This window comes from Exiguobacterium sp. s22, from assembly GCF_018617455.1.
GTDB lineage: Bacteria > Bacillota > Bacilli > Exiguobacteriales > Exiguobacteriaceae > Exiguobacterium.
Genome location: NZ_JACSKD010000009.1, coordinates 27,625 through 53,190, shown reverse-complemented (window position 1 = coordinate 53,190; position 25,566 = coordinate 27,625). Strand labels below are relative to the sequence as shown.

The 25,566-nt window shown below is 48.6% G+C and carries 27 protein-coding genes and 1 pseudogene; 16 read left to right on the top strand and 12 right to left on the bottom strand.

Annotated features, from left to right (window positions below):
• Positions 1 to 37: 37 nt before the first annotated feature.
• Positions 38 to 1,987, bottom strand: a complete 1,950-nt coding sequence (locus KNO94_RS13200; protein ID WP_214780424.1) for a glycoside hydrolase family 3 protein — start codon at positions 1,985 to 1,987, stop codon at positions 38 to 40.
• A 288-nt stretch (positions 1,988 to 2,275) separates the two neighbouring features.
• Here KNO94_RS13200 and lipA point away from each other — a divergent pair, with 288 nt between their 5' ends.
• Together lipA and KNO94_RS13190 are read left to right on the top strand one after the other, a co-directional pair.
• Complete coding sequence (lipA, locus tag KNO94_RS13195; protein WP_324292278.1) at positions 2,276 to 3,211, top strand: lipoyl synthase; 936 nt, start codon at positions 2,276 to 2,278, stop codon at positions 3,209 to 3,211.
• A gap of 17 nt (positions 3,212 to 3,228) precedes the next feature.
• Positions 3,229 to 4,059 (top strand): lipoate--protein ligase family protein, encoded by an 831-nt coding sequence (locus KNO94_RS13190; protein ID WP_214780422.1) that lies wholly within the window; start codon positions 3,229 to 3,231, stop codon positions 4,057 to 4,059.
• A 33-nt stretch (positions 4,060 to 4,092) separates the two neighbouring features.
• On the opposite strand, the gene desA is transcribed toward KNO94_RS13190, so the two are convergent.
• From desA to KNO94_RS13170, 4 genes are all read right to left on the bottom strand, one after another.
• A complete protein-coding gene (gene desA / locus KNO94_RS13185; protein ID WP_074035599.1) occupies positions 4,093 to 5,106 on the bottom strand; it encodes a Delta(5) desaturase DesA in 1,014 nt (337 codons plus the stop codon).
• 201 nt (positions 5,107 to 5,307) lie between these two features.
• Positions 5,308 to 6,849: an alpha-amylase gene (amyS, locus tag KNO94_RS13180; protein ID WP_483299176.1), complete on the bottom strand. Its 1,542-nt coding sequence runs from the start codon at positions 6,847 to 6,849 to the stop codon at positions 5,308 to 5,310.
• A 178-nt stretch (positions 6,850 to 7,027) separates the two neighbouring features.
• Positions 7,028 to 8,155, bottom strand: coding sequence for a YfbR-like 5'-deoxynucleotidase (locus KNO94_RS13175; RefSeq protein WP_214780418.1), 1,128 nt, complete (start codon positions 8,153 to 8,155; stop codon positions 7,028 to 7,030).
• A gap of 11 nt (positions 8,156 to 8,166) precedes the next feature.
• Positions 8,167 to 9,186, bottom strand: coding sequence for an ion channel (locus tag KNO94_RS13170; protein WP_214780416.1), 1,020 nt, complete (start codon positions 9,184 to 9,186; stop codon positions 8,167 to 8,169).
• 106 nt (positions 9,187 to 9,292) lie between these two features.
• Between KNO94_RS13170 and KNO94_RS13165 the strand changes: the two genes are divergently transcribed.
• From KNO94_RS13165 to KNO94_RS13145, 5 genes are all read left to right on the top strand, one after another.
• Complete coding sequence (locus tag KNO94_RS13165; RefSeq protein WP_012727457.1) at positions 9,293 to 9,751, top strand: hypothetical protein; 459 nt, start codon at positions 9,293 to 9,295, stop codon at positions 9,749 to 9,751.
• Complete coding sequence (locus KNO94_RS13160) at positions 9,748 to 10,116, top strand: hypothetical protein (protein ID WP_078147727.1); 369 nt, start codon at positions 9,748 to 9,750, stop codon at positions 10,114 to 10,116. The genes KNO94_RS13165 and KNO94_RS13160 overlap by 4 nt, the downstream gene beginning before the upstream one ends.
• Positions 10,113 to 11,342, top strand: a complete 1,230-nt coding sequence (locus KNO94_RS13155) for a glutathionylspermidine synthase family protein (RefSeq protein WP_214780414.1) — start codon at positions 10,113 to 10,115, stop codon at positions 11,340 to 11,342. The genes KNO94_RS13160 and KNO94_RS13155 overlap by 4 nt, the downstream gene beginning before the upstream one ends.
• Positions 11,339 to 11,752, top strand: a complete 414-nt coding sequence (locus tag KNO94_RS13150; RefSeq protein WP_034770831.1) for a DUF350 domain-containing protein — start codon at positions 11,339 to 11,341, stop codon at positions 11,750 to 11,752. The genes KNO94_RS13155 and KNO94_RS13150 overlap by 4 nt, the downstream gene beginning before the upstream one ends.
• 69 nt (positions 11,753 to 11,821) lie before the next feature.
• Entirely contained in the window at positions 11,822 to 12,379 is a 558-nt protein-coding gene (locus tag KNO94_RS13145; RefSeq protein ID WP_214780412.1) for a hypothetical protein, read from the top strand.
• 41 nt (positions 12,380 to 12,420) lie between these two features.
• Here the strand turns inward: KNO94_RS13145 and KNO94_RS13140 are convergent, their stop codons facing one another.
• Complete coding sequence (locus tag KNO94_RS13140) at positions 12,421 to 13,521, bottom strand: globin domain-containing protein (RefSeq protein ID WP_214780410.1); 1,101 nt, start codon at positions 13,519 to 13,521, stop codon at positions 12,421 to 12,423.
• A gap of 186 nt (positions 13,522 to 13,707) precedes the next feature.
• On the opposite strand from KNO94_RS13140, the gene KNO94_RS13135 reads away from it, so the two are divergent.
• Complete coding sequence (locus KNO94_RS13135; protein WP_078147731.1) at positions 13,708 to 14,148, top strand: RrF2 family transcriptional regulator; 441 nt, start codon at positions 13,708 to 13,710, stop codon at positions 14,146 to 14,148.
• A 22-nt stretch (positions 14,149 to 14,170) separates the two neighbouring features.
• Here the strand turns inward: KNO94_RS13135 and KNO94_RS13130 are convergent, their stop codons facing one another.
• Positions 14,171 to 15,103: a ring-cleaving dioxygenase gene (locus tag KNO94_RS13130; RefSeq protein ID WP_214780408.1), complete on the bottom strand. Its 933-nt coding sequence runs from the start codon at positions 15,101 to 15,103 to the stop codon at positions 14,171 to 14,173.
• Between the two features lie 119 nt (positions 15,104 to 15,222).
• On the opposite strand from KNO94_RS13130, the gene KNO94_RS13125 reads away from it, so the two are divergent.
• The 6 genes from KNO94_RS13125 to KNO94_RS13100 all read left to right on the top strand — a co-directional run bounded on the left by KNO94_RS13125 (position 15,223) and on the right by KNO94_RS13100 (position 20,521).
• Positions 15,223 to 15,432 carry a helix-turn-helix transcriptional regulator gene (locus tag KNO94_RS13125; RefSeq protein WP_012727465.1) on the top strand — a complete coding sequence of 70 codons (210 nt, stop codon included), beginning with the start codon at positions 15,223 to 15,225 and terminating at the stop codon, positions 15,430 to 15,432.
• On the top strand, positions 15,429 to 15,896 hold the full coding sequence (locus KNO94_RS13120; RefSeq protein WP_012727466.1) for a hypothetical protein: 468 nt from the start codon (positions 15,429 to 15,431) through the stop codon (positions 15,894 to 15,896). Before KNO94_RS13125 ends, KNO94_RS13120 begins: the two co-directional genes overlap by 4 nt.
• A gap of 129 nt (positions 15,897 to 16,025) precedes the next feature.
• Positions 16,026 to 17,354: an MATE family efflux transporter gene (locus KNO94_RS13115; RefSeq protein ID WP_214780406.1), complete on the top strand. Its 1,329-nt coding sequence runs from the start codon at positions 16,026 to 16,028 to the stop codon at positions 17,352 to 17,354.
• Positions 17,338 to 19,629, top strand: coding sequence for a bifunctional glutamate--cysteine ligase GshA/glutathione synthetase GshB (gene gshAB / locus KNO94_RS13110; protein ID WP_214780404.1), 2,292 nt, complete (start codon positions 17,338 to 17,340; stop codon positions 19,627 to 19,629). Before KNO94_RS13115 ends, gshAB begins: the two co-directional genes overlap by 17 nt.
• A gap of 62 nt (positions 19,630 to 19,691) precedes the next feature.
• Positions 19,692 to 20,024: an ArsR/SmtB family transcription factor gene (locus KNO94_RS13105; protein ID WP_214780402.1), complete on the top strand. Its 333-nt coding sequence runs from the start codon at positions 19,692 to 19,694 to the stop codon at positions 20,022 to 20,024.
• Positions 20,021 to 20,521 (top strand): SRPBCC family protein, encoded by a 501-nt coding sequence (locus KNO94_RS13100; protein WP_012727470.1) that lies wholly within the window; start codon positions 20,021 to 20,023, stop codon positions 20,519 to 20,521. The genes KNO94_RS13105 and KNO94_RS13100 overlap by 4 nt, the downstream gene beginning before the upstream one ends.
• Positions 20,522 to 20,564: 43 nt before the next feature.
• Here KNO94_RS13100 and KNO94_RS13095 read toward each other — a convergent pair whose 3' ends face one another.
• The 3 genes and pseudogenes from KNO94_RS13095 to KNO94_RS13085 form a co-directional block, all read right to left on the bottom strand.
• Complete coding sequence (locus KNO94_RS13095; RefSeq protein ID WP_214780399.1) at positions 20,565 to 21,623, bottom strand: threonine aldolase family protein; 1,059 nt, start codon at positions 21,621 to 21,623, stop codon at positions 20,565 to 20,567.
• A gap of 55 nt (positions 21,624 to 21,678) precedes the next feature.
• Positions 21,679 to 22,659: a zinc-binding dehydrogenase gene (locus tag KNO94_RS13090; protein WP_214780397.1), complete on the bottom strand. Its 981-nt coding sequence runs from the start codon at positions 22,657 to 22,659 to the stop codon at positions 21,679 to 21,681.
• 2 nt (positions 22,660 to 22,661) lie between these two features.
• Positions 22,662 to 23,154: pseudogene (locus KNO94_RS13085) on the bottom strand (lactoylglutathione lyase family protein).
• Positions 23,155 to 23,272: 118 nt separating this feature from the next.
• Between KNO94_RS13085 and KNO94_RS13080 the strand changes: the two are divergent.
• Entirely contained in the window at positions 23,273 to 23,581 is a 309-nt protein-coding gene (locus KNO94_RS13080) for a winged helix-turn-helix transcriptional regulator (protein WP_026824988.1), read from the top strand.
• A gap of 28 nt (positions 23,582 to 23,609) precedes the next feature.
• Here KNO94_RS13080 and KNO94_RS13075 read toward each other — a convergent pair whose 3' ends face one another.
• Positions 23,610 to 23,990 (bottom strand): VOC family protein, encoded by a 381-nt coding sequence (locus KNO94_RS13075; RefSeq protein WP_214780395.1) that lies wholly within the window; start codon positions 23,988 to 23,990, stop codon positions 23,610 to 23,612.
• A 75-nt stretch (positions 23,991 to 24,065) separates the two neighbouring features.
• Here KNO94_RS13075 and KNO94_RS13070 point away from each other — a divergent pair, with 75 nt between their 5' ends.
• Complete coding sequence (locus KNO94_RS13070) at positions 24,066 to 24,548, top strand: GNAT family N-acetyltransferase (RefSeq protein ID WP_214780393.1); 483 nt, start codon at positions 24,066 to 24,068, stop codon at positions 24,546 to 24,548.
• Between the two features lie 15 nt (positions 24,549 to 24,563).
• Here KNO94_RS13070 and KNO94_RS13065 read toward each other — a convergent pair whose 3' ends face one another.
• Entirely contained in the window at positions 24,564 to 25,565 is a 1,002-nt protein-coding gene (locus KNO94_RS13065; protein ID WP_214780391.1) for an ABC transporter permease, read from the bottom strand.
• Position 25,566: the final 1 nt, after the last annotated feature.

The following is a 25,566-nucleotide window of genomic DNA, read 5'->3' as shown; positions in this document are numbered from 1 at the left end:
ATGAGCTCTCCCGATTTTCGGGCGAGCTCATTTTCATTTAGCGATTCCAATTCTTAAATCCATCACCGAACTGCGCGTGACTTTCGTCTTGGAACACACCGTCTGCAAACTTCGGTACGTCTACCGGCAGTTTCCCTTGCGGCTTCACTTCACCGAAGATGGCACGAATACCCGCCGGTAAGTTCGGTCCGGCCGATTTCAAATTGCCCGCTTCCGAGTCCGGTCCGTTCGGGTCGCCTTTGAATCCATAGATCAAGAGCTGTGCCGGGGCATCCGGTTGAACGGCAATGTCGTATGGGTTGCGCAAGCTAAGTAAAACTGACTTCTTCCCTGTCTCGTTTGCGTAACGGAACACCTCCGCCGGCACGTAATGATCAGCTGATGTCGGCTTCAGTTTGGCGCTGTTGTTCACGTTCGAGCCGACGATGATGTAATCGGCTGCCTCGACTTTTTTCTGAAGCTCCGGATTTTGCGTTAAGTGTGGCGTTGACGCTGAATAGTTGGCCGTGATGACGTTCACGTCTTTCATATTCCCAGCGTTCTTCTCGAGTGACTTGATCGTCTTCACCATGCTGTCCGTTTGATCTTTCGCTGGCGACAAGACGAGCACCGTGTCCCCTTTTTTCGGTTTGAACGGGAGTGTCTTGAACTCATTCTTCACGAGAGTGACGGCCGCTTCCGCAATTTCACGTTCTTTCGCTTTATGCTCGGCACTTCCTACCGTCGCATTCGCTCCTGCGAGTTTTTCCTCGAGTGTCGTGGAGTCCATCGTTTCTCCCCAAATCCCACGCTCTATTTTCAATTTTAAAATGCGTTCCACTGATTCATCGATGGTCGCTTCTGATAAGCGCCCATCGTTTACTGCTGCAATCACTTCCTCAAAGATCGCCTCGAGTTTGCTCACGTCCGCCTCTGAGCGTAAAATCGTCGGCATGAGTGCGATGTCGACGCCCGCTTCAAACGTCTTGATGACCGCCTCTGCTTCCGTGAAATTGTCTGCGATGGCTTGCATATTGAGTGCATCCGTCACGACGATTCCTTCATAGCCAAGCTCTTCTCGTAGCACTCCCGTGATGACATCGTCCGAAAGCGTTGCCGGGAGGGGGAACGTGCCACGATCCGATTCGACGACCTCGTCCTCGATTTGTGGCATTCCGATATGTGCCGTCATGATCATATCGATTCCTTCCGTGATAGCGCGTTTGAACGGTAACAACTCGAGACCACGCAACTCGTCGAGCGACTTATCGACAACCGGTAACCCATAGTGCGAGTCGACGGCTGTGTCCCCGTGACCTGGGAAATGTTTCGCCGTGGCGGCAACACCTTGGTCTTGAATACCTTGTGTCATGGCTGAACCGAGTTCACCGACTAGATTAGGGTCGCTCGAGAACGAACGGACACCGATGACCGGGTTTCCTGGATTGTTGTTGACGTCTAACACTGGTCCGAAGTTCACGTTTACCCCGAGTGCGTGCAATTCAGAACCGATGATTTCCCCTGCATCATAGGCATATTGACGATTGCGTGTCGCTCCGAGCGCCATATTCCCCGGTAAATTCGTCCCTGTCCCAAGGCGTGTTACAATCCCACCCTCTTGGTCGATCGTGACGAATAACGGGATATCATTGCTCGTATCTTGTTTCACGACCTCTTGAAGGTCATGAACGAGTTTCGTTGTCTGTTCCGTCTCCTTCACGTTCTCCGCAAACAAAATGACGCCTCCAAGGTCAAAACGATCGATGACTCGCGCCACTTCCGGTGCAAGTGCTGTATGGTTCGCCCCGTTCCATAATCGGAAGTCTGGCATGATCATCTGCCCGATTTTTTGTTCGAGCGTCATCGACTCTAGCTTCGTGTTGACACGCTGGTCAATCGACATCGTCGGCGTCCCTTCCGCCACGACCGCGTCTGCTGCTGGAACCGACGAGACGAGCAATGCCGTCGTCAATCCGAGTGTTGCCGTCCAATTCAGTGCCTTGTTCATGTTCCCACTCCCCTTAGTCAAATTTGGCTGACCCCCAAACGAAAAGGCATGGAGGAAGAAGCGTTGCCTCATCAACGCTCGTTCACCCCATGCCTGATCGCATCAGTTACATTTGGTCCTTATTCAGGTGGTCAACAACAGTATAGCAACTCCACTTTTTAGAAACAATTGTTCAAGTGAAAGCGTAACCATTTTGAAACAATGTTTCTGTTTTGATACACAGTGAACTGTATTGGCAAAACCAATAATTTCTGTGGTTCGTTTTTGATTCGTTTTTTGGTAAACTCAATTCGATACAGGTTAACTTTCAAAAAGGGGGAAATTATTGTGGCAAGAGGGGAACTGAAACGTAAGCCGGAATGGTTAAAGATTAAATTAAACACGAATGATACGTATACCGGCCTAAAGAAGATGATGCGCGAGAAAAATTTACATACGGTATGTGAGGAAGCGAAATGTCCGAACATTCATGAATGTTGGGCGGTACGTCGGACCGCGACCTTCATGATTCTCGGGAGTATCTGTACACGTGCTTGCCGTTTTTGTGCCGTCACGACCGGAAAACCGAACGAGCTCGATTGGGAAGAGCCAAAACGTGTCGCCGAATCGGTTCGACTCATGAACTTGAAACACGTCGTCATCACGGCTGTCGCACGTGACGATTTGAACGACTACGGGGCTACCGTCTTCGCCGAAACGGTTCGCGCGGTCCGCGCCATGAACCCAGAGACATCGATTGAAGTGCTCCCGTCGGACATGATGGGTGATTTCTCTGCCTTGCAGACGTTGATTGATGCCGGTCCTGACATCATGAACCATAACTTAGAGACAGTCCGTCGCCTCACACCAAGAGTTCGTGCGAAAGCAACGTATGACCGGACACTCGAGTTCTTAAAGCGTTCGAAAGAATTGAACCCGGATATCCCGACGAAGTCATCAATTATGGTCGGACTCGGGGAGACGAAAGAGGAATTGATTGAAGCGATGGATGACCTCCGCGCGCACAACGTCGATATTTTGACGCTCGGTCAATACTTGCAGCCGACGAAGAAACACCTCGAGGTGGAACGTTACTACCATCCAGACGAATTCGCCGAGTTGAAAGAGATCGCTCTATCAAAAGGATTCTCACATTGTGAGGCTGGTCCACTCGTCCGTTCGTCATACCACGCGGATGAGCAAGTACACAAGGCGCGTCGCCACACGATGTTGCCAATCGACTAACAGAAAGAAGAGAGATTATGACTGGTACGACGTGGCATTTACTTAGAACTGAATCGACTTCCCCGGCCGAAAATATGGCGATTGATGAAGCCGTCGCCAATTGGGTCGCAAAGGGAGAGCTCAAACCGACGCTTCGTTTTTATTCATGGGCACCACATGCAATCAGCGTCGGACGTTTCCAGCGAGCGACGCGTGACTTGGACCGGGACGCCCTCGAAGCGAACCAGATTCCGGTCGTTCGTCGCTTGACGGGGGGACGGGCCGTGTTGCACGCGGACGAGTTGACGTATAGCGTCATCTTGCCAGAATCGACCCCTGCCCTTCCGACGAATATCATCGAGAGCTATCGCTTACTCACGGAAGGAGTCCGTCGCGGGTATCACGAACTTGGCGTCCCCGCCGAATTTTCGGTACCATTGACGGAAGAGGACCGCGAAGCGCTCCGTAAACCAAAATCGGCCGTCTGCTTCGACGCTGCCTCGTACTACGAGCTTGCTGTCGACGGCAAGAAGATTGCGGGTAGCGCACAAGTGCGTCATCAAGGCGCCGTGCTTCAACATGGGTCGATTCCTCTCTCTGTCGATGATGAGGTATTATTCGACTGTTTCGCGATGAATGAGAAGGAGAAACGAGAAGCCAAAGAACGCTTCAGCGAAAAGGCCGTCGCCTTGAACGACACCTTAAAGCGCTTCGTCACATTCGATGAAGTGGCGGCCGCGTTCGAGACGGGCTTCAAGGACGCCTTCTCGTTGACGTTCGAACCGCTCGTCTTCACGAAAGAACAGCAAGCCGAAATCGATTTGCTCGTCAAGAAGTATGAGAGTGATGAATGGGTCTGGAAACGCTAAAAAGATTGTCCCTTTTGAGGGGACAATCTTTTTTTATGCCGCGTTCGCTCGGCGCAAGAGATGGCGCACTTCCCGGAACGTGACGAACGTTTTATTGTTCGCATCATACAATTTGTAGCGTAACGATTTCAGACTTGAAAATAATCCAATCGTCGTCGCCCGCTGTAACGGCGGTGTTGATGTATGTGCCTTCTCCAAATGGTAGTTCGGCACGCGTGGACTCAAATGGTGCACGTGGTGGAATCCGATATTACCCGTCACCCATTGAAGCACTTTCGGCAACTCGTAATACGAGCTCCCTTCAATGGCCGCCTTTACATAATCCCATTCCTGCTCATCTTCAAAATAGGAATCTTCGAACGTATGCTGAACATAGAACAACCAAATTCCGAGCACACCGGCGATGAACATCGTCGTTCCTTGTACGATCAAGAACGCTTGCCAACCGATCAGATAGATGAGCGCGCTATATAGGACGACGAGAGAGATATTGATGAGATACGTGTTTTGACGTTCTTTTTTCCGGGCATCTTTTCGATTAAAGCGGCTAGTCACGAGAATGAGCCAAAGGGGCCCGAGACCGAACATGACGAGCGGATGACGATATAGGCGATACTTTAGACGCGTCCATTTTGACGCTTCGATATACTCCTCAATCGTCATGACCCAGATGTCCCCGACACCCCGTTTATCCAAATTCCCACTCGAGGCGTGATGAATCGCATGCTCTCGTTTCCACTTCTCGTATGGGAACAATGTCAACACACCGGTAATTGTTCCAACAATCGCGTTCGCCTTCTTATTTTTAAAGAATGAACCGTGCGTACAGTCGTGGAAAATGATGAACATCCGCACGACGAATCCCGCTGCAATCAGCGTGAAGGGCAATGTCAGGAAAATCGAGACACTTAGCAGTTGATACGCTAAAAACCATGACACGAGAAACGGTAAAATCGTATTGATCATCTGCCGCACACTAATCCGAATATCGGACTTTTCAAACGGCGAGACGTGCTTTCTTAATTGGGCAATCTTTTCTTTACTCATCACAACCTCCTTGAATTCAACAGCGTCACAACGCAAAAATATAGATAAAACCAACAACCAACGTTGTTCAATGTGAATTCATGGATCGGAAGCATTCCCTATCAAGAATTAACACTAGGTCATTATATCACGTATAAAACTTGTGTGGTGAAAATTCAGAAAAAAGACTTGCCCCTATTCCTAGAGACAAGTCTAATTGATTCATTGTTGCGTATAGATCGAAACCGACCCACCGTTGACGAAGAACTCGCCCCAGCCATCCGTATTGATTGTCACGAGACGTCCATTATTTCCAGTCATGTCTTTCCATACTTCTCCCGCGTTTTGTTTTCCAACATACATCCATTTCGATCCACCCGGTCCGTCCGACAAAATCGTCGCAAGTCCCGATTTCGCTCGATCTGTCACACCTTCACGCGTCCACCCGATGACGTCTTGATGATCGATATAGTCATGTTGTGTACCGTAGGCGAAATCTTTACGCGCTTTCAAAATCGGTTGAAGCGACGCTGACATATTCGGGATTTCACGGTTCGTCGTCCCTTTCGTTCCATAGTAGTCACCATAGAAAAGTGCTGGATAACCTTGACCGCGTGTCATGATGGTCGCATAGGCGAGCGGCTTGAACCATTTAGCGACCGTTGACTCAAGTGACTGTCCTGGTTGTGAGTCATGGTTGTCGACAATGGTGACAGCGAGTGTCGGATGTTGCTCGACGACCGTGCCTTTTAGGATATTTCGCATATCATAATAACCGCCACCGTTTCCTGCTGCTTGAAAATTGTAGTGTAGTGGTACATCGAACACGGAGTGGGTATAGCCCGTCTTCGCCAGATAATCGTTGATGGCCCCAAGATCGTTCTTCCAATACTCGGCGACGGTGAACATCTCTTTTCCAGTCGCCTGACGGACGGACGTCACCCACTCTTTTAAATAGGAATGGTTGATATGTTTGACCGCATCGAGTCGGAATCCATCTAGTCCTAGTGAATCCGCATACCATTTGCCCCAGTTTTTCATCTCTTGTCGTACTTCCGGATGTTCAAAGTCGATGTCCGCATACATCAAATAATCGTAGTTTCCGTTCTCACCGGACACTTCACTGTCCCACGCTTTACCGGTACTCTTAAATTTATAAATTCGGCTCAAACTCCGTGACTGATCCCAATCCGTTCCATCAAAGTGATACCAACGCCACTTGAATGGAGAGTATGTATTATTCCGCCCTGCGAAATTGAAGCCAGTCCAGGCAGAAATGGCATATTCCCCTGATGTCTCTTGATTTCGATTAGAAGGATTGACTTCGACAGCTTGAACAGATTCCGTGTAATCGGCTCCGCCCTTATGGTTCATGACGACATCCCCGTACACACCAATCCCTTTCCCATGTAGGTTCGAGATGGCCGACTGCAGCTGCGCTTTTGTTCCATACTTCGTCCGCGTCGTTCCTTTTTGATTGAATTCTCCAAGGTCATACAAATCGTACGCTCCGTATCCGACATCATTTTGCGATGTTCCTTTATACGCCGGTGGAATCCAAACGGTCGAAATTCCGATGTCCTTTAAGTGCTGCGAATCGTTCGAGAGTCGGTTCCAATGTTGTCCATCGTTTGGAACGTACCATTCAAAGTATTGCATCATCGTTCCGTTCTGCGGGGTCGCCGCTTGTGCGACCGGTTGCCCTGAAAGTAGTGCAATCGATGTCACTCCAGCCAGGACGGCAATCCCTTGTCGTTTCTTCAACATCTTTCATTCCTCCTCAAATAATTAATGAAAGCGCTTGCATTAATTATTGTGAAGGTTTTTGATTTTGTTGCATAGACCAACGTCAAAAAACAGTTCTCTCTCCCTAACTATTTCTCATTCGAATAGTTCAGTCGAACGAAACAAAGACGGATGGCTTGTGCCATCCGCCTAGTTATTAACTGGTGACGTAATCCAGGTCATGCAAAATATAGGCCAGGAAGAAGATCATGCTTGGATTCTCATAGCGCATCTGGACTTTACGAAGCTGCTCGCGATACGTGACCTCATACTCCGCCCCGTTCATCTTGCGCTCCATGTTCATCTTAATGAGGGCATCGAGTTTGTCCATCATATCGACGAGCATTCCTTCATACGTATCGTCCTTCGAGTCGGCCATATATCGACGGAACGCCGATTGCATGTATTCAGGCAACAGTCCAAGCAAACGTTCACTCTCTGCCCGTTCGTACGCCTCAAACGCCGCCCCCGTCTCTTGTGTCGAATGCTTCACCGGACCGAGCACGTCTCCGGTCACCCCTTCGACTAAATCGTGACAAAGAAGACGGGCCACGAGCTCGGCGACATCGACGTCAACGTCGTACTTCTCACGCTCTAAGAGTCCACTGAACATGCCGAGCGCGGCCGCCCGGAAACCATGAATCGCATCGTTATCGTCAATCGTGTTGAAGCGACCTTTCCAGCGACGGACACTATCCATCCGCATGACGTTCTCGATGAATCGCAACACATCCGTTTCTGCCTCGACCTGGTCGAACAGCCAGCGAACCGAATCAATCGGATGATGTCGGAGTGCGGCTTTCATCTCTTCTAGTTTGTCATCAAAGTGCGGAGAGCCGTGCGCGACTTCTCGTCGCACGAACAACATCGCATCGAACGAATCAATCCCGTCCACGATTCGACCTTCGAACGAATCATCTTCCGCTTCCACCACGAAACGATGAAAGTGAGGACGTAATGATTGCGACAGCAGCTCGACAAGACCGAGACTCGCTGTTCGTTCCATACGCTCGATGTGACCGATCAAGGTCGGTTCTTTTTTCGTCCGGTGCATGATCGGACCCGTCTGTACTTCATTCATATCGTGGAAAATGGCTTTCCCTAGCAAATCGAGCAAGTCGACTTCACGCCCGTTCTCTTTTTCCACATAAGCCGCGATCAAGCTGAAGACCGCGACACGAAAGCTGTGACTCGCTGCATTATCATGATAATGGGGGGCATATTCGTCCCATCGTTGCACGTTTTGCATGCGTGTCATCTTTCGGATAAACGTTCCGTTATGCATGGTTTCACTCCTTACGATAATCGTTCAAATACATCGTCATGACAGACGACATATAACATGTCTGTTTCCTGAAGCGGCAAATCGAGCATCGTCGCCACATCCAAGCGGTCATTGACCGCGATGAGTGTCACCCCTGATTCAAGTAACGCTGTATTTGCTTGTCGAACATTCTGCCACTCGACTTTTGGTTTCAACGCTTGAATGTTCCCACCTGACTGTTTGCTCAGCAACTGACGGAAAATTGCTGTCGTTCCAGGTTGTAACGTCGCTTTTGCCATCAAGAGGGAGACCGAGTCGTTCGTTAAAATAAAATCGTCGACGCGGACGTGTTTGAATTTCGAGATATTTCTTTCTTCACACACTTCGACGACCGTGTGCAAGTCCACCTGATACTCAGAAGAGAGTGCCTCGACCGCTGACGCGATCAATAACGACTTCCCATCGGCGAGTAACGTCTCCGTGATACGGGCATCCGCAAAAATCGCGACGCGTCGCGCCTTCAAGACGTTTGCTTGCAGCAATACCGCTTCATCCGAAGCATCGCCTGATACGAAGTGAACTTGATCGTGCACGTACGGTTCCTCAACTAACTGATCAATCAAGACGATCTCTGCTTTCGGTTCGTAGTTAAGCACTTCATCGATTGCTTTCTTCGTCTTCGGGGACCACCCGATATACACATAATGTCCTTCTCCACGATACACTAGTCTTCCCTCCCGTTTTAGCCGTTGAAACGTCGCACCGATTTCAACCAATTTTCCAATCAACGCCCCGATAATTCCAATCCCGAATAGGAATAAGAATATCCCGAGCCATCGCCCTGCCACGGAGGACGGATAAAAGTCCCCGTATCCGACGGTCGTCAATGTCGTCATCGTCCACCAGAACGAATCAAACAGTGATCCGAATGTCTCTGGTTCTAAAACATAACCGAGCACGGTTCCTAAGATAATGATGCCAATCGAAGCTAAGACGACATTCAAAAATGATAATTTCGCTAACCCTTTCCACACGCGAAATAAGATATGCACTGTTTCCCCCTCCTTCTCTCTTATATACTAAACGTAACCACAAAAAGATTCACGAAACCATTTTGATGGTGATCCCGTATAAGAAGAAAAAAGGAAGGACTGACTTATGAACTCCATCGTCTTAGAGTATCGTCTCTATAAAAATGAATTATCGTTCGAACCACTATACCATTACACGTCTCTCGGCTTAGACGAAGTGCTAGCTCGTCGTGAATGTGAGTTTTTCGTCAAAGACGGCATGACCTACAAACAACGCTCGTCTGCCCTTGAAGGCGATCAATACTTTTTAATTTATGTCGATCGCTATACAGAGGGACCGATGGACAAGCACGAAACGAGCGACATCAAAGTCGAAATCCGCACGCTCGACGACCGGTTTGACAACCCATTACTCGAAGCCTATTACGTCGACCGCCACCTTGATGCACTCGCCATGCTCGGAAGCCAGTACTTGTATGTCGCCGGTAAAGAATATGAGCGCGATTCAGCAGAAACAGATGAAGATCGTGGTGTTTATGTTATCTACGTCACACCGACTGGTTATGAATTGGAGGAATCAACATGAAGACAAGCAAGAAAATTTTAAGCGGACTATCCGTTGCGGTATTGACCACTTCCCTTGCCGCGTGCGGTGGGGATGAATATGAAGAGGCGGCACTCCCGGAAGAACCGACCGGATACGAATGTGACGATTGGGACTGGGATGACGAGACCGAGTCGTATTATTGTGACGACGACCGCTCTCCGCACTATGGTAGCTACTTCTTACTCGGTAGCCTGTTCCGCTCAAAAAATGGATTGAAGAGCTCTTCGTCATATAAGACATACAAAGCCAACGGTGGTGCGACCGGTTCCGTATCGAAAGGCTCTAATTCTGGGTCGTCAAAATCTGGACTCGGCAGTGGCTCTAAAGGTGGATTTGGCGGATGACGCGTGACGAACTTTACAGTCAAATCCCTTATTTTTGGCCCGATTTAAACGATGAAGAATATGCCTTGTACGATTGTTTTGAGATGACCGCCTCGCAGGTTGCCTCTGTCCGAGAGGCAACCGAGGCGGTTGACTCGATTTTTCGGAAGACGAATCAATTATTACGCACCCTACCTGACGAAACGCTCCGACTGCTTGGTTACCCTGAGGCGAGTCTGCCGTTCTTACGGGCGAAGACGATACCGCAGGAGACGATCATCGGTCGTTACGACTGGATCATGAAAGATGATCAACTCAAGTTGATGGAGTTCAATGCAGATACGCCGACCTTCATTAAGGAGCTGTTTGATGTGAACGGCGTGGTCGCTTCCGAGTTTGGTCTACTCGACCCGAACAGGGAAGCCACCCCCCAACTGAAAATTGAGCTGCGGAAAGCGATCGTCGCCGCGTGGAATCGACTCAAACGAGATGGCACACCGAAAATCGTTTTTACGGCACATGATGATAACATCGAAGACAAGTGGACGGCACGATTTCTGCAAGAGACGCTCGATTTACCGTCTGAATTCGTACCGTTGCACACTTTACTCGTCGACGAAGACGGCGTCTACACACCATCGGGCGAGCGAATTGACATCTTATATCGCCAAACATATCCGATCGAGCATCTTGTGGACGATCGGGCTCCAGACGGAGACTTGATTGGCATTCGGTTACTTGAACTCGATCAACAAAAATACGTGTCACTGCTCAATCCCCTCTCGGCGTTTCTCATGCAATCGAAAGGCGTACAGGCGCTGATTTGGGAATTGTATGAGACGGAGACACTATTCGATCAAGCCGAGCGCAACATCATCGGAACATATTTTTTACCGACTTACTTAGAAGACACACCGTTTCTCGGTGAATCGGACTATGTCAAAAAGCCGGCATTCGGACGTGAAGGGGACTCCGTCATCTTGTATACGAAAGATGGCCAACCGTTTCATCGCGAAACATTACAAACGTATGCGGAAGAAACGGCCGTGTACCAACAGTTCATCGAACTCCCGACACGGATGACGACAACCGTCAAAGGTCGTATGGAGACACATTACATGGTCGGATGTTTTTGCTTGAACGGACACCCATCCGCACTCGGCGTCCGCGCCGGCAGCATGATCACGAACAACCAATCTTATTACTTAGCCGTTGGCACACCTATGCAAAAGGAGACGAACTCATGACATTCATCACACTCGATTCAATCTTAAGCTTCCTGGCCCACCTCGGGACAGGATTCGGTCTCATTCTCGCGGGACTCATCATCTTCGCACTAACGACCAAATATTCGGAACGCAAGTTAATCAAAGAAGGCAACATGGCTGTCGCGTTGAAACTTTGGGGGAAAGCACTAGGACTCGCCATCGTCATTTATACAGTCTGGGCGAACAGCGTCAACTTGCTCGATGCGTTCATCTGGGGACTCGTCGGTATCGCCGCCCAAGTATTGGCGTTCTGGACGTTTGAATACGTCCTCACACCAGGCGTGAATTTAGAAAAAGAAGTCGAGAATGGCAACATGGCCATCGGTTTCAGCTTGTTCGCCGCATCACTCGTCGTCGGGATCATCGTCGCCGCGAGCTTGACGTACTAATCAAACACCCCATGCACGCATTTGCGAAGCATGGGGTGTTCGTATTTATAAAAGTCAGGAGGAACAATCATGTCGAAGCGAATCATCCTACTCACAATCGTTTCCGGTCTCATCATCGTAGCCATCGCAGTCGGTGTCGGACTTTACACCTACACTAACATTCAGGCTGGTGACTCATACGAAAATGCCGAAAAAGAAATGAATCGTTATATGACGACGAACAATTGGTATACGTTTGAAATTCATAATATGGAACAGTCCGTTCTCTCTTTTTACACAAATGAAGACCGCTCCGTCATCGGTCTAGCTGAGATTGATGTCGAAACAGGGAACTTAGGGTCTGTCACGAAACAAACAGAGCCGAATCAGCCTTTTGACTTCGTCATCCTTCGAGTTGAAGACATGGAGTACATCGGTGTTCACCTTAAAGAGCGACCGGAAGATATCGTCTATTTACGGTTAAACGGTGACGATGTCTCAAAAGATTTTCTTGTCAACGATCCCGAAATTGAAAGCTACACCATGACATATGTCATTGAAACATCACGACCGTCAGATGGTTCGTGGTCACTTGAAACATTGGATGCCAACAAACAAGTCATACATTCAAGTAAACTCACGGAATAACCTATATTGTGCATCAAGACGACTTTTTCCAGTCGTCTTTTTTAGTTGGTCGCAAGAACTCCAGACGGTCCGAAAAATTCATATCGTGCCTGTGGAATCACACGTACAACCGTCTCCATCATCGCACTCGGTCCGCACGTATAAACATCATGCCCTTCCACATCAAGTGCTTCAAGGTGTGACTTATTCATGCAACCCGATACGTCATCCACGTGTGTGATGAGTTTAAGCCCTTGATCCACGAGTTCATCGAGTTCGTCTCCGAGCGGACGAAGGTCCATACTCCGAACTGCGTGCAATAACGTGACAGGACGTCCTTGTTCGAGTGCCGTCTTCGCCATGTTGAAAAGGGGCGTGATCCCGATTCCTCCCGCGATGAGTGTGAGCGGACGATCAGACGTTTCAAGGATAAATTCTCCTGCTGGTGCGCTCATCGGGACTTCTGTTCCGACCGTCTGTTCATGGAGCCAGTTTGAGACGAGTCCCTCCGCTTTCGGCGCAATCCAGTAGCCGTCTTCTGTCGTCTCGATGACACTATATTGACGGTGATGTAGGATGTCCTCTCCCGCAATGCGCGCTTGAACCGAGACGTATTGTCCTGGGATGGCTGTGCCAATAACTCCATCTTTCGCGACGAGACGGAATCGTTTCACTTCAGGTGTATCTACTATGATTTCTTCGATGACGAACGATTTGAATCCGACCCATGGCGCGTCATCATACATTTTTTTCTCGAGTGAGATGAAGACATCGGCAATCACACCGTAAGCTTTTGCCCATGCATCGATGATGTCAGGTGTTGCAGCTTCACCGAGTACGTCTTGAATCGCCGCAAGCAAGTTCTCACCAACGATCGGATAATGCTCCGGTCGGATGTTCAAACTTTTATGTTTATGAAGTGCTGGTTGAATGGCAGGAAGAATCGCTTCGAGTCGGTCGATATGAAGGGCAGCCGCATAAACCGCGTTCGCGAGTGCTTCTGGCTGACGTCCTCGCTTTTGATTCGTATGGTTGAAGAAGTGACGAACTTCTGGATTTTGTTCAAACATTCGTTGATAAAAATGCTTCGTGATTGTCACACCATGTTCTTTCAAAACTGGTGCCGTCGCCTTTATAATCTCAATCGTTTGTTGATCTAACATGTAAATTTCCCCCTTTTGTTTTGTACACGTTCATTATGTGAGACAAGTCACTTTAAAGCAATATATTAAATACTTGTTTAAAGTAGATTTCACGTTTCTGACTTATTTTCGCCATTACCCTTTCACATTTGTTCGAATCGCACTTTTTGGGATTGTCTTGTACAATGAAACGAGAGGTGATGATGGATGAGACTCACGCAAACATGTGACTACGCACTGCGAACATTGATGTATAGCGCTACGTTTTCACATCGGCTCGTCACGATTCAAGAAGTGGCAGACCAATATAACATCTCCAAAAACCATGTCATGAAGGTCGTATATGAGCTTGGGAAATATGGTTATTTGGAATCGGTGCGTGGTCGAGGCGGCGGCTTTCGACTCGCACGACCGATGGATGACATCAATGTAGGGGAAGTCGTTCGGACGATGGAACCGTTCGAACTCGTGGAATGCTTCGGGGAAGGCCGATGCGTGATCGCACCTGCCTGTGATTTACGAGGGGTTTTGAATGAAGCCATGTTGGCGTTTCTTCATGTACTCGATCGTTACACGATTGCGGATCTCGTCGTCAACCGAACGAACGAACTCGCCATGTTATTAGGCGTACAAAACCCGACGGACTGAAATGGTACGTCGGGTTTTCCGCTTACAAAGCCTTTAGTTTTGATTCGATTTCTGCTCGCTTTGACTCAAGAAACGGAGGCAAGGCTAATCGTTCTCCGAGTGTCTCAAGCGATTCATCCGTCGCAAATCCCGGTTCATCTGTTGCCAGTTCCACTAAGATTCCGCTCGGTTCGCGGAAGTAAATCGACTGAAAATAGTAACGGTCAATAAGACCAGAGTGGCTGATTCCATGTGAGTCAAGCTTCTCGATCCACTTCGTCATATCGTCTGTTTCTTCCACTCGAATCGCCACATGATGCACACTCCCTCGCCCTGGTCGTTCCGATGGCAAATCCGGCCGATCGACGAGATGAATCTCTGTCGCCACACCACCCTCGCCCGTCTCAAAGACACGCACGTCATGTCCATCCCGTTCAAATGTCGTTACATATTGATAGTCAAGCACTTCTGTCAGCACCCGTGCCGTCTTGTCAATCCGCCGTACCGTCCATTCACTGAATCCGAGACCGAAGATACCGAGGTCCGCTGGCACTGGACCTTTGCTCCAAGGTGTCCCGCTCCCTCCTTCTACAAGACAGAGACGTTGACCCTCATGATCTTCGAACGAAAGGGTCGCCCTTCCTAAAACCGACTCGATTTCTCCGTAAGATACATCGAACGCGTCAAAACGCTCCTGCCAGTACGCGAGCGCTCCATCCGGCACCCTGAGTGCTGTCCGGGAAATACTGCTTGACCCTCGATACGTCTGTCCGAGAAACGGTAACTCAAAGAACGTCAAATCGGTTCCAGGCGTACCCATCTCGTCTGCATAGAACAAGTGATACATCGATGGGTCATCCTGGTTAACCGTCTTTTTGACGAGCCGCATCCCTAGTATTTCCGTGTAGAATCGCAAGTTCTTCTTAGCATCCCCGGTCATCGCTGACACGTGATGTTGTCCACTAATCACCTTCATCCCTCATCTCCCCTTTCGACTATATCGTTATTGTATCATCCCCAAATGAGTAAATTCCTCTTTACATTATGTAAAGTTTGTTTTACACTAGTGGTAGAAACTAGAAATGAGGTGGCACGATGCCATTGATCAACCGCGTGAAAGAACTGCGTGCCCGGCACCAGTTAACCCAAGGTGACCTGGCCGAAAAAGTTGGTGTGACGAGACAGACGATCATCTCGCTCGAGAAAGGCAGCTACACGCCGTCGCTCATGCTGGCGATGCACATCGCACGGGTGTTTGAGGAACCGGTCGAATCTATATTCACAATCGAGGAGGAATCACAATGAAACATGTCGTCATTCAATCTATTTCAAGTATCATCCTGTATGTCCTGATGGCTTTTCTATTCAGTTCGTTTTTATCTGATATGTCGAAAACAGTCATCGAGTCCGACCGATTCTTAGTTGAATTTAATCTACTCCCACTACTATTACTCGTTGTTTTTGGCATCGTTTGGACAGTCTATTCGTTTAACACCAGGCCGAATAAACAGTTGAGCTTTGCCCAATGGTCCGTCCGGATGACAGAGTTCAGTGAGGTCGATGAGCGTGAACAAATCATCACAGCGAAAGCGACAAAAGCTGCCTACGTCTCGTTCGGCATTTCAGTCCCAATCCTTATGGGATCGTTCATGTTCTATCCGTTATTTGAAGAGACGCTCCCTGCCTATCCAATATACGCCCTTGCTTCTACATTGATCATCGCGACACTCGTTTATATGACGACCTGGATTCGCGGCTATCGACATTAAGGAATTCATCACGAATTCCTTTTTTTGTGTCCATTTTTCATCGATTCGGCTATCATGATTGCCAATTCTAATACACCGTGCTTATATATAACTAAATGGTTATATAAAGAATGTAAGGAGTCTTGCTTTGTGAAAACCGTCGATTTGACGATTGGAAACGTGCAACGCGTCATTCTGGCTCTTGCCCTTCCGCTCGTCGGTAGCTCGTTATTACAATTTACGTATAGTCTCGTCGACATGTTTTGGGTCGGTGCGCTCGGGAGCGATGCTGTGGCAAGTATCGGTGCAGCTAGTTTTTATATCATGCTCGGACAGGCGATTCAATCGTTGATTGTCGTTGGCGCCGGCATCAAAGTATCACAAGCTGTCGGGAGACGTGACCTCAATTCGGTTCAGCGTCATGTCCGGGCCAGCAGGCGTCTGAATCTAACACTCGGTCTTTCGTACGCCTCACTACTAATTATGTTCGGTCATACATTCATCGGCTTTTTGAATATGGGTGCCCCCGCTGTGGAGCAGCTTGCGTATGATTATTTGTTCGTCAGCGCGCCGATGCTCATCTTTTCTTTCTTTAATTTGCTTTTTGCTCGTCTATTCAGTGCATATGGCAATACGACAACAGCGATGCGAATCAATGCGACAGGTGTCATCCTCAATATGATTCTCTCCCCGATTTTCATTTATCCATTCCAACTCGGTGTGATCGGGGCTGCCCTTGCAACACTTGTCGCCAACGTCATGATGTTCGGATTGTTTTGGCACCGTGCTCGTACATTATTCAATTGGGATGAAGTCGTTCAGCCGACTCGGGCTGACTATAAAGAAATCATCCGTCTTGGTTTTCCGATGGCAACCCAACGGATTTTGTTCACGGTAATCAGTATTTTTCTTGCCCGCATGATTGGCTCATACGGGACGGAAGCGATTGCGGCACAGCGCATAGGACTTCAAATCGAATCGATTGCCTACATGATGATTGGTGGCTTGAACGGAGCAATGGCTAGCTATACCGGTCAAAACCTCGGGGCACGAAAAGTAGATCGTGTTTATGAAGGTTACCGGGTAACGACCCGACTCGGGATGGTTTACACAGGATTCATTATGTTGTTCTTTTTATTCGTCCCAGATTTACTCATTGGTCTATTCGTCGATGACGTTCGAACCATCGAAATTGGGGCGAGCTACTTGCGAATTATCGGCATTTCGCTCGTCTTCTCATCGATTGAAATGATCGGAAACGGATACTTCTCAGGACTCGGATTACCGAAAATCCCCGCGACCATCTCGATTATTTTCACAGTGGCCCGTATCCCGCTCGCATTTTTTCTTGAGCCTTATCTCGGAATCGATGCCATCTGGTGGAGTATCGCCATCTCAAGTATCACAAAAGGGCTTGTCTCTGCCCTCTTTGTCCGACTAACGAAAAAGGAAGTGATTTCCCTTGCAGAAGCAGTTTAATCAACTACCCCACCATCTCATCACAAGTGGAAAATTTGCCATCGAGCGAGAAATGTTACGAGTCACGTCAGAAGGCACACTAGCTGTTACGAAGCATCCAAAAGCACTCGGTCATAAAGCGACACATCCATACATCACGACCGACTTTTCTGAAAGTCAAATTGAGCTCGTCACTCCAACGTTTCCGACGATTGAGGCGGCACATCATTTTTTAGAAACGCTATACGACATCACGGCGCTAAACATAGGCGATGAACGCCTTTGGCCACAATCGATGCCATGTGCCTTGCCGGAAGATGGTACGATTCCACTCGCTGATTTTGGTGTGTCCGGACTAGAGGCTAGCCATTATCGTGAGCATCTGCTCCAAAAATATGGTGCGAAAAAACAACTCATTTCTGGAATCCATTTCAACTTTTCATTTTCCGATGAGATGTTATCCGCATTATACGAAGGATCCCCTGAACAATATCGACACTTCAAAGATCACCTATATTTGAAGTTAGTTCGTCAATATTTACGAATGCGTTGGCTCATCGTCTATTTGCTCGGTGCTACCCCCGCCGTACATGCGAGTTATGAAGAACGATGTGTCAGCCAGATGCAAGCGCTCCATGTAGACACTTTTTCAAATAAACAAGCATTGTCATATCGGAATAGCGACTGTGGCTACACGAACGTTGAACCGCTTTATCCGAGTTATGAGACTCTTCCAGACTATGTAGCTGATGTACGACGATTCATTGCGAAAGGCGAGATTGCCAATCCAAACGAACTCTACTCCCCCATCCGATTGAAAACATCGAAAGGTGGTAACGACTTAAATCAACTCGAGGCACACGGTATCGATTACATTGAAATTCGCAATATCGATTTGAATCCGTTTGAAAAGACCGGAATTGCTCGTTCAGATTTACGATTCCTTCATCTATTTTTGTTGTACTTGACCTTTACTGAGGAGACATCTCATGTCGATTGGCAAGCTGAAGCGTACAATAATCAACAACGTGTCGCCAAAGAAGGCATGTCTCCCGCAAGCATATTGACTCGAGATGGTTACGCCATACCTTTACACACGTACGCGACAGAACTTCTCGACGCCATCGATTCGTTCAACACACACTATGACCTCGGCTTCGAAGATGTCTTTCCCGCTGTACGCGAAAAAATTGATCACGTGGACAGGACGTACGCTTCCCGATTAAAGACGATTATGATCGAGACAGGTTATCACGCATGGTCCCTCGCCCAAGCAGAACACTTTTATGAGGACGCCTATGCAAATCGTTTTCGCATTCACGGTTATGCCGACCTGGAACTGTCTACTCAAATCTTAATGAAATCCGCAATTAAACGTGGTTATCGTGTCGATGTCATCGATCGTTCTGACCAGTTCATTCGGATTCGAAACGGCAAACACGAAGAATACGTCAAACAGGCAACGAAAACATCAAAAGACAATTTTGTTTCCGTCTTAATGATGGAGAATAAAACGGTGACAAAGTTTGTACTCGCAGAGCATGGCATTCGTGTCCCTGAAGGGGTAGAACTTCAAGAGGAATCGGATTTATCTCAGGCATGGCATTCATTTTCAAAACAACCCATCGTCTTAAAGCCGAAGTCTACAAACTTCGGAGTCGGTATTCACATTTTTAAAGACGGAGCGACGTATGAGGAAGCACTGTCTGCATTTCAGTATGCGAAAACGTTTGATGATGTCGTTTTACTTGAGACATTCTTACCCGGAAAAGAATATCGCTTCCTCGTCATCGGGGATGATGTCGCGGGCATCCTCCATCGTGTCCCGGCGAACGTCACTGGAGATGGCACCTCTTCTATCCGTCAACTCGTTGCGACAAAAAATGAAAACCCGTTACGCGGAAAAGGATACAAGACACCGCTCGAGAAAATCGAAATCGACGAGGTCGTCATCTCATTTTTACGTGCTCAAGGCAAGACCCTCGATAGTATTCCCGCTCTCGATGAGCGTGTCTTCTTACGCGAAAACTCTAATATCAGTACCGGCGGAGATAGTATCGACTATACGGATCAAATTTCTGACATCTATAAGCGTATTGCTGTCGATGCCGCTAAGTCAGTCGGGGCAACCATCTGTGGTGTCGATATGATGATTCCCTCTCTCGATGATGCGCAAATCGAATACGGTATCATCGAATTGAATTTTAATCCCGCCATCCATATCCACGCTTTTCCTTATGAAGGAAAAGAACGACCGATTGGTGAGATGCTACTTGATTTATTGTTTAAATATTGAGTATTCCTGTTTCGGAATATTCCTAATTGGGAATATTCAAAATAAGAGGACGGTGACGAAAAATGGAAGAGAGATTGGCTTCTTTGTTTCAAGCGTTAGCCGACCCGAACCGGTTGCGGATAATCGAATTGTTACGGAAACAAGAGTGGACGGTCGTAATGATGGCAAATCAGCTTGGGATCAGTCAACCGCAGACATCGAAGCACTTGCGAATTCTGTATGATGCAGGTCTCGTCACAGTAACCATTGATGCCAATCGAAGACGTTATGCACTCGAGTTTCAAGCACTCGAACCGTTAGATGCTTGGCGGACCTATATGGCTCGGGAAACAGAGCGACTCGATCGATTGGAGACGTTTTTAGCGGAGTCACAGCGAGAGGAGAATGGATCATGAGTACGGTCAAATCACATGTAGAGGGCACGACATTGATTATGGAACGTCTGTTCAAGGCACCACGCCAACTTGTATTTGAAGCATTCTCGACACCTGCACATTTAGAGAAATGGTGGGGACCGTCCGGATGGGAGACGAAAGTATACAGCTTCGACTTCAAACCGGGGGGGATTTGGCATTATTGCATGACTTGTGTCGACAAAGAACAAGGTGACTTTTATGGTATGGAATCATGGGGCAAATCAACCTTTATCGACATCGATCCATACTCCCGAATCGTCTATACGGATGCATTCTCGGATGCGGACGGACACGTCAATCCGGACTTGCCTGTCATGACGATCACAAATGAATTTCTCGATACATCGGAAGGCACGTTATTCATTAGTCGCTCCGAATTCCCGAATGAAGAGGCTCTCCAACAAGTCGTCGAAATGGGCGCTGTCGAAGGGTTCACTTCCCAACTCGATCGTCTCGAAGCGATTGTAAGCCAGTAAAAAACATGCACCGTTCCCGAAAAGGAATGGTGCATGTTTTGATTCATCTGAACTGCCGAAACAATCCATCAAGCTGTTCTCGCGTAATCCGTTCAAACGTATCTCCGATGCTTACTTCGGTTGAACAGTGTCCGTCTTTTTCAACGAGATATCCCGTAATGCCTACTCCTGTTTCTTCTTGGATTCGCGCAATTTTTTCCCCGAGCTCTTCCTTCTCCCCTTGAACATGTAAATGGAACATATTCGTAACGGGGATGCGTGGGGTCGTCCAGACGCCGTCGAGTTCGTTGAATCGTGCTGCCAACTGTACGGCATAATCCCGATACTCGGTCATCTTATCTTTCCGCATCTCGTAATAATAATCGGAAGAAAGAATATACGGATAAAGGCTGATCAAGTCACCACCGTAACGTCGTTTCCATACCTTCGACGTGTCACAAAATGACTTCGGTCCAGCAAGGATGGCACCGGCAATCCCACCGATTCCTTTATAAAACGAGACGTACACGCTATCGAAGAGTGCACAGATTTCAGACGCTTCTTTTTCGTAATACGGAAGCGATTCGAACAGTCGCGCACCGTCTAGATGCAGATGAATCCCTTTCTCACGACAGTGTTCATGAATCGCCACAAGTTCCTCGAACGTCGGCAATTCCCCTCCAATTTCTCGTTGTGGCAGTTCGAGCAATAGACACGCGATATCCGGTAACGCTTGAATCTCTTCGAGTGTCATCAATCGATTTTCTTCCCCGACTAAAATCGGTTCGATGTGATGCAACTCCTTCAAGCCATCCTGTTCATGGATTTCAAGGTGGCAGAGTGGATGATACGCGACCGTGCTCTTCCCTGTCTCGTCACACCAAATGCGTAGCGCAATTTGTTGCGCCATCGTGCCGCTCGGAAAGAATACTGCCGACTCTTTCCCAAGGACTTGTGCCATCTTCTCTTCAAATTGTCGAATCGTTTTGCCCTGTCCATACTGATCACTCGGCTCATCTTCACGTACATGCTCAAACGCACGCTTCAACACCCCGATTTCTCGTTTGCCATGACCGCTCAACTGAACAGCTGTCTGACGATACGTGTCTGCTAATCGCTCCATATATTCCCCTCCTCGACAAATAAACTCCCTGTCAGTATAACAGGGAGTCCTCTACTCAGTCGCGAATCCGGACGATGAGTTTACCGCGCACTTTCCGCGTTTGTAGTTTTTCGAGACCTTCTTTCAACTGGTCGAACGACAACACTTCTGTGACGAGATCGTTCAGTTCACCTGCATCGAGCAAGTTCATCATCTCTTCGGCCATATACGCCAAGTTGCGAATCGCACGTTCATCCTCGCTCGCATGTGCCGCCCCGAGTGCCACTTCGTGAATCGAAGGGGATAACGTGAAGCCTTTCATGTTCGTCATGTCTGGTGGCCCGGCGATATAGGCGAGGTGTCCGCTGAACGCGAGGCGATCGAGGTCGGCTGTCGCAACGTCTCGTCCGACCGTATTCAAAATCAAGTCGACACCACGTCCATCCGTCTCTTCCATGATGCGTGCCGTCACATCCTCGACGTTATAGTCGATCACCACGTCCGCCCCGAGTGATTCTACCCACTCAAAATTCTCCGGAGATGCCGTCGTGAATACCTTCAGACCGAGCCGTTTTGCGAGCTGAATCGCAAAGCCACCGACACCGCCCGCTCCGGCGTGTACGAGAATCGTCTCCTTATCTCGCGTGTTCAGCTTCTGCATGACCGCTTCGTATGCTGTCATCCCCGCACACAGGATGGAAGCCGCCGCTTCGTCACTGACACCTTCCGGTACAACCGCACATGCCCGAGCATCGACGACCGTATACTCGGCGAACCCTCCGTATTTTGAAAGATCCGTATGCACGGCTACACGTGAACCCGTAATGATGTTAGCGATACTTGAACCAACCTCGACGACTTCTCCAACGAGATCGACACCGAGAATGTGTGGGTATGACCAGTTCGGGTTTCCGTTTGAACCAACTTTATAGTCGACCGGGTTCAAGGCGACCGCTTCGACACGAATCAACAGTTCTCCCGTTCCTGGTGTCGGTCGGTCGATTTCTCCAATATGCAGATGATCCAGACCAGGTTGGTCGAGTAGCCATGCTTTCATGTTTAGTAAGCTCCTTCCGAATACGTGAGTTCGTATGAGTGTGAATAAATTTCAACGAGGTTGCCGAATGGATCTTCGCAGTACACCATGCGATACGGTTTCTCGCCTGAGTAGTATTCGCGAATCGGCATCCGTTGTTTCCCGCCATGGGCGACAATCTTCTCGACAAGTCCTTCGATGTCAGGATCTTGTACACAGTAGTGGAAAATCCCTGTCTTCCAAAACTCGAAGTTGTCTTCTGGTGTCTCGTTATTCGGGAACTCGAATAACTCGATTCCGATTCCGTCTCCTGTTGACGTATGGGCGATGCGGAATTTACCCCAGCCTGGTCCGAAGACGTCGGTACACATCACGCTGATTGGCGAATCATCTTCGACGACGTCTGATGGTGTCATGATCGTATACCACCCCATCACGTCCTCATAAAATTTAACAGCCCTCGGTTACGTTCGGTACAGAAAGACCGATGTGTGAAAATGTTCTTGGATACGTCATGTTTCATCTACTCCTTTTTGTTTGCTCAATTTAGCGGATAACGATAAGATACTGTCATTGAAGCAAAGAAAAAAGTACGCACATTGAAGTAACTACCCGAAAGTGAGGCTCTTTGAACATGACCACATCGTTCCCCGTCAACCGTGCACTCGAGATTATCGGCGGCAAATGGCGTCCTCAAGTGTATTGTACGCTTCAAGATGGACCGCTTCGTTTTTCTGACATCCAACGAGCGATCCCTGACGTCAGCCGGAAAGTGTTGACCGACCAATTGCGTGAACTCGAACAACTCGGTATGGTTCGCCGTGTCGACTATTCGACCGAGAAGCACCTCCATGTCGAGTATTCATTGACTGAAGATGCCCTCGGCCTTCAACCTGCCATGAATGCCCTTTGTTCATGGGGAGAGTGCCACGACAATCAATAATCCCGAGCCACATGGCCCGGGATTATTTTTATGACGCGAACAAACTGATCAAATTCCCATCCGCATCGTACAGGATGGCATAACGTTGTCCCCAAAACGCATCCCATGGGGCTTTGTGTGACGCATAGCCTTGTTCAAGGACTGAGTTATATAAAGCATCCAGCGACTCTCTACTTTCACATAAGAAGGCAAGCTCGATCCGATACCCGTCTGCCTGTTTCCATTCCCCGTATACTGATTCGGCCACTTCCACCGTATCGAACGCAAGACGCACGCCCCCTTCATCAATCTCTACATGTGCTTCCTTGTTCATCGCTTCTGGAATCTCAAACCCGAGCGCCCGATAAAAATCGAGCGACCGCTTCATATCCGTCACGACGATTCCGACCATGTCCAATTTGACTGCCATCACGTTCCCTCCCCTTGTTTTCATGATACGATTTGAGTGTAGCATGACCACTTCGATTAGAGACGAGGAATTTTTATGAGCCATACGTTTCAACCACTCAATCAAGAGCAAGCCGAATTGATTGCCTTCGAATGGCACTATGAAGGCGAATACGCGTTTTACAATATGGACGCCGACGACGAAGATCTCGCCTTATTTTTAGATGCAGATGAGCGAGGTGACACGACGTTCGCCATCCTTGAAACGAATGAGCTGATTGGCTTTGTCACATTGCAATTTGAATCAGCGGATGCTGTCTCCATCGGTCTCGGCATGCGCCCTGATTTGACGGGGAGCGGCAACGGACATCGATTCCTCACGTCAATCCTGAATTGGATCGAGGCTACATATGGAACTCGCACAGTGCATCTTGCCGTCGCCACGTTTAACAAACGGGCCATCCGATTATACGAGTCTCTAGGTTTCATCCCACAAGACACGTTCATGCAGGAGACGAACGGTGGAGTGTATCCGTTTCTTTCAATGACACGTGAACAAAGCGAACCCCCGAACATCTGATGTCCGGGGGTTTTGTCATGTCCGCTGTTTCTTCTGAATATAAGAAAGACCGAGCGCTCCAATTAAAATCGTCCCTTTGACGATGTCTTGCGCATAATACGGGACATCCCACATCGTCAGTCCGTTCAAGAGAATTCCAATCAAAATAGCTCCAATCAATGTCCCGATAACGTTCGGGCGCCCTGTCCCAAAGACGGCGTAGCCGATGTAGGCAGCCGCGACAGCGTCCATCAAAAGAGGTGCTCCCGCCGAGACTTGTCCCGTACCAATCCGAGATGCAAGAATGATTCCGCCAATGGCTGCAAACAATCCGCTGAGCACGTAGGCGTACAACTTGATGCGATTCACGGCAATCCCGGAACGACGTGCCGCTTCGGCGTTCGACCCGACGTAATAAAATTCACGCCCGGTCCGCGTATACGTCAAGAACAGATGCGCTCCGATAAAGAACACCAGCATGAGCAACGCGACGAACGGAATCGGACCGATCGTCCCTTGACCGATGAATAGAAATGACGGGATGAAACGCCCTGGGGCCGTCCCCCCTTCAATCGGCATGTTGTCATAAATCGAGAATCCTTTCGTATACGTCAACTGAATTCCGTTAATGACGTACATGATGGCGAGTGTCGCTAGTAAATCCGGTAATCGAAACTTGATGGTGACGAGCGCGTTCAACAGCCCGACGAGAATCCCGAGTGCAAGTGGGATCAGCAGGGCGACGAGAAGCTCTTGTCGATGAAGGACAAGGCTTGCCGCTGCCCCGATTGTCGCAAGACTCGCCGTCGAGCCGACAGACAAGTCGAATCCTCCGACGATGAGTGAAAACGTGACGCCGAGGGCAAGTAGCGAAACGATTGAAACCGATTTGATGATGTCACTAAAGTTTACGTATGTCAGAAATTGATCGTTCGTCACGGTAAAGACCGCAATCAAACCAAGGATTGCGAGTAACGTTCCATACTGACCGAAATGACCGCTGATTCGTTTTCGTTCTTTGACTACTAACTGTGCCATG

What these genes read in the sequence shown, in the direction of transcription:
- KNO94_RS13200 (WP_214780424.1), bottom strand. Translation starts at nt 1,987, where the DNA reads ATGAACAAGGCACTGAATTGGACGGCAACACTCGGATTGACGACGGCA.
- KNO94_RS13190 (WP_214780422.1), top strand. Translation starts at nt 3,229, where the DNA reads ATGACTGGTACGACGTGGCATTTACTTAGAACTGAATCGACTTCCCCG.
- desA (WP_074035599.1), bottom strand. Translation starts at nt 5,106, where the DNA reads ATGAGTAAAGAAAAGATTGCCCAATTAAGAAAGCACGTCTCGCCGTTT.
- KNO94_RS13175 (WP_214780418.1), bottom strand. Translation starts at nt 8,155, where the DNA reads ATGCATAACGGAACGTTTATCCGAAAGATGACACGCATGCAAAACGTG.
- KNO94_RS13165 (WP_012727457.1), top strand. Translation starts at nt 9,293, where the DNA reads ATGAACTCCATCGTCTTAGAGTATCGTCTCTATAAAAATGAATTATCG.
- KNO94_RS13160 (WP_078147727.1), top strand. Translation starts at nt 9,748, where the DNA reads ATGAAGACAAGCAAGAAAATTTTAAGCGGACTATCCGTTGCGGTATTG.
- KNO94_RS13155 (WP_214780414.1), top strand. Translation starts at nt 10,113, where the DNA reads ATGACGCGTGACGAACTTTACAGTCAAATCCCTTATTTTTGGCCCGAT.
- KNO94_RS13150 (WP_034770831.1), top strand. Translation starts at nt 11,339, where the DNA reads ATGACATTCATCACACTCGATTCAATCTTAAGCTTCCTGGCCCACCTC.
- KNO94_RS13145 (WP_214780412.1), top strand. Translation starts at nt 11,822, where the DNA reads ATGTCGAAGCGAATCATCCTACTCACAATCGTTTCCGGTCTCATCATC.
- KNO94_RS13140 (WP_214780410.1), bottom strand. Translation starts at nt 13,521, where the DNA reads ATGTTAGATCAACAAACGATTGAGATTATAAAGGCGACGGCACCAGTT.
- KNO94_RS13135 (WP_078147731.1), top strand. Translation starts at nt 13,708, where the DNA reads ATGAGACTCACGCAAACATGTGACTACGCACTGCGAACATTGATGTAT.
- KNO94_RS13130 (WP_214780408.1), bottom strand. Translation starts at nt 15,103, where the DNA reads ATGAAGGTGATTAGTGGACAACATCACGTGTCAGCGATGACCGGGGAT.
- KNO94_RS13125 (WP_012727465.1), top strand. Translation starts at nt 15,223, where the DNA reads ATGCCATTGATCAACCGCGTGAAAGAACTGCGTGCCCGGCACCAGTTA.
- KNO94_RS13120 (WP_012727466.1), top strand. Translation starts at nt 15,429, where the DNA reads ATGAAACATGTCGTCATTCAATCTATTTCAAGTATCATCCTGTATGTC.
- KNO94_RS13105 (WP_214780402.1), top strand. Translation starts at nt 19,692, where the DNA reads ATGGAAGAGAGATTGGCTTCTTTGTTTCAAGCGTTAGCCGACCCGAAC.
- KNO94_RS13100 (WP_012727470.1), top strand. Translation starts at nt 20,021, where the DNA reads ATGAGTACGGTCAAATCACATGTAGAGGGCACGACATTGATTATGGAA.
- KNO94_RS13095 (WP_214780399.1), bottom strand. Translation starts at nt 21,623, where the DNA reads ATGGAGCGATTAGCAGACACGTATCGTCAGACAGCTGTTCAGTTGAGC.
- KNO94_RS13090 (WP_214780397.1), bottom strand. Translation starts at nt 22,659, where the DNA reads ATGAAAGCATGGCTACTCGACCAACCTGGTCTGGATCATCTGCATATT.
- KNO94_RS13080 (WP_026824988.1), top strand. Translation starts at nt 23,273, where the DNA reads ATGACCACATCGTTCCCCGTCAACCGTGCACTCGAGATTATCGGCGGC.
- KNO94_RS13075 (WP_214780395.1), bottom strand. Translation starts at nt 23,990, where the DNA reads ATGGCAGTCAAATTGGACATGGTCGGAATCGTCGTGACGGATATGAAG.
- KNO94_RS13070 (WP_214780393.1), top strand. Translation starts at nt 24,066, where the DNA reads ATGAGCCATACGTTTCAACCACTCAATCAAGAGCAAGCCGAATTGATT.
- KNO94_RS13065 (WP_214780391.1), bottom strand. Translation starts at nt 25,565, where the DNA reads ATGGCACAGTTAGTAGTCAAAGAACGAAAACGAATCAGCGGTCATTTC.